This is a genomic window from Sphingopyxis sp., assembly GCF_016793825.1.
GTDB lineage: Bacteria > Pseudomonadota > Alphaproteobacteria > Sphingomonadales > Sphingomonadaceae > Sphingopyxis.
The window spans coordinates 1-4,518 of sequence record NZ_JAEULM010000013.1 but is presented as its reverse complement, the minus strand read 5'-3'; the positions used below and the strand labels follow the sequence as shown (position 1 = coordinate 4,518).

Sequence of the window (4,518 nt, the reverse complement as noted above, 5' to 3'; positions counted from 1 at the left end):
TCGCGCACGTCCGCTTTTGGGCAGCAACTGGCTACCTCGCCATCAGCGCAAAACAACTTTCCCCATAGCTCAGTCCATGCGGCCCGCGGTTCGGGCACCGAAGACTTTCTGACGCCTATCGGCGTCTGAAACTCTCAACGGTGCCGCCAGTCAGCTTTCAGGCGTGGGTGGCGAAATAGCCGACGTTCCAGATCGCTCGCCGAACAGGGTGCCTGCGACTGCGGTTGCGGCGATTGCGCCTGCGAATTGCGCAACAATGAACAGCGGGACGTCGTGCGGTGCGATCCCCGCGAATGTGTCCGAAAGGCTGCGCGCCACGGTGATCGCCGGATTTGCGAAGCTCGTCGATGACGTGAACCAATAAGCAGCGGTAATATACAGCCCCACCGAAGTCGCCACAGCCTGTGGCTTATATCTTAGAGTGCCGAAGATCGTGAGCACGAGGCCGAACGTCGCAACGAACTCGCCGGTCCATTGCCCCAATCCGGTTCTCGCCTTTGCCGAAAACTGGAGGATCGGAAGGTCGAACATCAGATGCGCGGCCCACGCGCCAAGGATGCCGAAGGCAAGCTGAGCGGCGACATAGGCGCCGGCGTCGAGCCAAGGCACCTCGCGTTGCAGCGCAAAGACGAGCGTGACCGCCGGGTTGAAATGCGCCCCCGAAATCGGGCCGAGCATGGTGATCAGCACAAACAGGATGGCGCCGGTCGCAGCAGTGTTGGCGAGCAAGGCGACGCCGTCGTTCCCGCCGGACAAGGTCTGGGCCATGATCCCCGATCCGATCACGCAGGCGAACAGGAAAAAGGAGCCGATGCCCTCCGCTACGATACGCCGCGCAAGCGGCGGCGTGTCAGCCAAGCGCGACCTCCTCGTCGGCGGTCTTGCCGATAGCCTTCAGCTGTTCGACGAGGCTCAGCTCATCGAGGCTTGAAATTGGCAGCGCGAGCAACAGATCGATGCGGCGCTTAAGCGCGAGATAGGCTTGCCAGAACGACTCGCGCTGCCCGTTGCCTTCAACGGCCGCCGGGTCTTCGATGCCCCAATGCGCCGTCACCGGCTTGCCTGGCCAGATCGGGCATACCTCGCCCGCGGCGTTGTCGCAGACGGTGAAGATGAAATCGAGCGGCGGCGCGTTGGGCCCGGCAAACTCGTCCCAGCTCTTCGAGCGATAGCCTTCGGTTGCATATCCCAGCTCGCCGAGCAGCGCCAAGGCCGCGGGATGCACCTCGCCCTTCGGAAAGCTGCCCGCCGAATAGGCGGTAAAGCGGCCGCCACCTTCGCGGTTCAAGATCGCCTCGGACAGGATCGACCGCGCCGAATTACCCGTGCAGAGGAAGAGGACATTGAAGGGTCGGCTCATGCCGCGCCGACCGCCTTCGGGACGCAGCAGGTCGAGCCCGCATCATTGCTCGTCAACTGATCGAGCGCCGGGCTGTCGCCATAGGTCGTCGCCTCGCCATCGGTGAAGAAGGCCTCCCAGACAATGCCGTCCGGATCGGCGATCCAGCTCTTCTCCGACTTGGCGTAGCAACAGGTTGTCCGGCCTTCTTCGAGGACCGGTCGGTCGGCTGCCTTGAGGCGACCATAGACTTCGCCGAGCTCTTCCGCGCTCTCGACCTGGATGCCCAGATGCTCGATTCCCTTGCGTGCATGGTTGCCCGCCGAGATCGCGAAATTAACGCGCGGGTCTTCCAGCAGCCATTTGGCATAATCGTCCTTCACGACGGTCGGCTCCGCACCAAACATCGTCGAATAAAAGCCGATCGAGGTGTCGAGATTCTCGACGCCGACGTGAACATGCAGACGCTTCATGCGCTCTTCCTTTCCTGTGCGGGGGCTTCACAAGCCGCGCCGACACCGCAATCGGCGGCACCTGCGCAGCAATTTTCCATGAGGTAAGCGACCAGCGCGTTCATCGCCGGATAGTTGGCGCGATAGATGATCGATCGGTGCTGCCGTTCCTGCAGTACCAGTCCGGCTTCGCGGAGCTGCGTCAGGTGAAACGACAGCGAGCTGTTGGGTACGCCGAGCTTCTCGGCGATCATGCCGGCAGCCATTCCGCCCTCGCCTGCCTGCACCAACATGCGGAACAGCGCGAGACGATGTTCCTGCGCGAGAGCCCCTAAAGAGGCGACAGCTGAGTCTGCTTGCATCGGCGAACCTTCATTTCGAATAACGTCGAAATGTCAGATCAAGTGCCGATCGTCAATCTCATTTTTAGTTTTCTCGAAATGAGGCTCTGGCCGCTGGCGGACTGTCCGGATCTAGTTCCAATTCGGGAATTGCAGACAATGTGCACCCTGAGTAACGCTGCCAGAATCACACTTGGGCAGCCCGCAGAACTCGGCATCTGCACCGATTATCGCGTCTAGGAACCTATGATGCGCTTCAACTGATCACTTTGATCTCCCAAGCGAGGCGCCATCGCTCCCTGCGCACCGAGGGTTGGGCCAAACCGCACGGGATGTGCCATCGCAAAATATCCGCCCTCTGTGGGATGCTCCTGCCTGCTGAAAAAGCCAGTCGCCGCAAGATGCGGATCATCCATGATGTCAGCAAGATCGCGGACCGGCTGGGCCGGGATCTGAGCATCCTGACAGCGCCGCAAGAGTTCGGCGGTCGCAAAGCCTGGCGTCAAGCGCGCCATTTCCTGGTACAGAAGTGCCAGATTTACAGCGCGAAGCTTGCGACTCGCGAAACGCTCATCATCGAGAAATTCGGGCCGCTCCAATATCTCGAAGACCCGCGGCCACGCTTCATCCGTATAGGCGACGATGCTGATAAAACCGTCCGCGGTCGGAAACGGCTGCCGGTCGGGGTCGATCTGACGGAAATAGCCGACCGGCGCATTGGGCGGATCGAACGTCAGGCCGCCGAGATGCTCGAGAAGCATGAAATTGGTGAAGGCCTCGAACATCGGAATTTCGACGAGTTGGCCGCTTCCCGTTCTCAGCTTGTGAATGAGAGCGGCAAGCACGGCGTAGGCCGCGTGTAGGCCAGCGACCTTGTCCGCGATCAGCGAGGGCAAATAGCGCGCCTGCGGATTGCCATCGACACGAGGCAACAGCGTAGCCGTCCCGGTCGCGGCCTGTATGACATCGTCATAGGCTTGCAGATCGGCATAGGGACCATCCTGTCCGAAGCCGACGCAGTGGGCGTAGACGATCTCCGGATTGATCGCCTTCACGGACGCATAGTCGAGTCCGAGCCGTTCGACCGCCTTGCCGCGAACATTGAGAACGAACACGTCGGCATCGCGCAAGAGCGCCTTCATCGCGGCCAGATCGTCGGGCTTCTTGAGGTCGAGGGCAATCGACTTCTTTCCGCGATTGATCGTCATGAAGGCGGGGCTCATGCCGGGGGTGGCCGCGGCCTTCCCAGACCATCGAAAAGCATCCCCGCCATTTGGCGTCTCGACCTTGACGACCTCGGCGCCGAGGTCGGCGAGGATATGGGTGCAGTACGGCCCGAAGACGACGCTCGTAAGATCGACGACCTTCACCCCCTTCAGCATCGGCATGGTATCGCCCGCTGCAATCATGATCCGCTCCATTCGGGTTGTCGCTTCTCGGCGAAGGCTGCAACGCCCTCCCTGAAGTCCCTCGTCCGCATGAGCCTCCCGAAAATCCGTCCATTGGCGGCGAGCGCAGCCTGAAGCGATTCCAGCTCTTCGAGCTTGTTCAATGCTTCCTTCGACGCGCGGATCGCCGACGGAGAATTCTGCAAGAGCCTGTCGGCAAGATCACGCGCTGCGGCGAGCGCGCCGCCGGTGTCGGCGCGGGCGTTAACGATGCCAAGCTCGACCGCTTCGGCGGTGTCGAAGTGGCGACCTGTCAGGATCAATTCCATCGCGGCCTTGCGCCCGATCTGGCGCGTGAGCCGCTGGACGCCGCCTGCTGCCGCATAGAGTCCAACGCGCACTTCCGGGAGCGCGAAGCGCGCCTGATCTTCGGCGACCGCCAGATCGCAGGCCAGAACGATCTCGAGACCGCCGCCCATGGCGATCCCGTTGACCGCGGCAATTACCGGCTTCGTGCGATCGAAACGCTCGCAGAGGCCGGCAAAGCCGGTCGGCGGCATCGTCAGATCGCCGCCCTTTGCGGTCACCTTGAGGTCGTTGCCGCTGCAAAAGGCGCGCTCGCCAGCCCCGGTGACGATCGCCACCCAGAGCCCCGGGTCGCGCTCGAACGCATCCCATATCTCGTGAAGTTCGAAATGGACCGCGCTGTAGAGCGCGTTCATCGCCTCGGGCCGATTGAGCGTCACCTCAAGGACGGGCCCCCGCCGCTCGAGAAGCACATTTTCGAAGCGTCTCGCGGCCAGGCCATCGGCGGGGGCGGCTTCGCAAAGCCGGTTCCCGGGCTCGATGAAGTTCACGCCTGTCAAACGGCGTTCAAAAGGGACCCCCGATCGGCGTCGAAGAGGGACCCCCTTTTCGGATAATATGATGCTGGTTTGTTGAAGATGGCCTTGCGCTGCGTGCGGCGGAGGGCGGGCGTAGCCCGACCGGAGGCGCGC

Annotated in this window: 6 protein-coding genes; all 6 read right to left on the bottom strand. The window is 62.2% G+C overall.

Annotated elements, in window-relative coordinates:
• Positions 1 to 150: 150 nt before the first annotated feature.
• Positions 151 to 858, bottom strand: a complete 708-nt coding sequence (locus JNM03_RS02665) for an MIP/aquaporin family protein (protein WP_294034116.1) — start codon at positions 856 to 858, stop codon at positions 151 to 153.
• The gene (locus JNM03_RS02660) at positions 851 to 1,360 is read right to left on the bottom strand and encodes an arsenate reductase ArsC (protein WP_294034114.1); all 510 of its coding nucleotides are present in this window, start codon (positions 1,358 to 1,360) and stop codon (positions 851 to 853) included. The genes JNM03_RS02665 and JNM03_RS02660 overlap by 8 nt, the downstream gene beginning before the upstream one ends.
• Positions 1,357 to 1,812 (bottom strand): ArsI/CadI family heavy metal resistance metalloenzyme, encoded by a 456-nt coding sequence (locus tag JNM03_RS02655; protein WP_294034112.1) that lies wholly within the window; start codon positions 1,810 to 1,812, stop codon positions 1,357 to 1,359. The genes JNM03_RS02660 and JNM03_RS02655 overlap by 4 nt, the downstream gene beginning before the upstream one ends.
• Positions 1,809 to 2,153 carry a helix-turn-helix transcriptional regulator gene (locus JNM03_RS02650; protein ID WP_294034110.1) on the bottom strand — a complete coding sequence of 115 codons (345 nt, stop codon included), beginning with the start codon at positions 2,151 to 2,153 and terminating at the stop codon, positions 1,809 to 1,811. Before JNM03_RS02650 ends, JNM03_RS02655 begins: the two co-directional genes overlap by 4 nt.
• Positions 2,154 to 2,368: 215 nt before the next feature.
• Positions 2,369 to 3,541: a CaiB/BaiF CoA-transferase family protein gene (locus JNM03_RS02645; RefSeq protein ID WP_294034108.1), complete on the bottom strand. Its 1,173-nt coding sequence runs from the start codon at positions 3,539 to 3,541 to the stop codon at positions 2,369 to 2,371.
• A complete protein-coding gene (locus JNM03_RS02640; protein ID WP_294034106.1) occupies positions 3,538 to 4,377 on the bottom strand; it encodes an enoyl-CoA hydratase-related protein in 840 nt (279 codons plus the stop codon). The genes JNM03_RS02645 and JNM03_RS02640 overlap by 4 nt, the downstream gene beginning before the upstream one ends.
• Positions 4,378 to 4,518: the final 141 nt, after the last annotated feature.